This is a genomic window from Lactobacillus sp. CA30L (assembly GCF_059900845.1).
In genome coordinates this window covers 1-416 of the sequence record NZ_JBWXGB010000032.1, presented here as the reverse complement: position 1 = coordinate 416, position 416 = coordinate 1, and the positions used below count along the sequence as shown (strand labels likewise).

At 69.5% G+C, this 416-nt stretch carries 1 protein-coding gene; it reads left to right on the top strand.

What is annotated here, in order from left to right:
• Positions 1–416, top strand: a 416-nt coding sequence (locus tag AC2JF8_RS09330) for a cytochrome d ubiquinol oxidase subunit II (RefSeq protein ID WP_500762812.1), incomplete at both ends; no start/stop codon positions are given.

Genomic DNA, 416 nt, shown 5'->3' with positions numbered 1-416 from the left:
CCCGTACGGGATCCTCGGTGGGCTCACCACGCTGGTGCTCTTCTTCGCACACGGGGCCGTCTTCGCCTCGCTGAAGACCGAGGGCGAGATCCGGGAACGCGCTCGTCGCCTCGCAAGCCGTGCGGGACTCGTCGCGATCGTGTTGGCCGCTTCGTTCCTCGGGTGGACCGTCCTCGCGCACTTCTCGCTGCCGGTCCTCATCCTCGCGGCGATCGCCGCGGTGTCGCTCATCAGCGCCTGGTTCGCGAACAGCCGCGGGCTCGAGGGACGAGCCTTCGCGCTCATGGCGGTGACGGTCGCCGCTGCGGTCCTGACCCTCTTCACCGCGCTGTTCCCGGCCGTCATGCCGGCGAGCAACGACCCCGCGAACAGCCTGACGATCGCGAACGCGTCCTCCACGGAGTACACGCTGACGG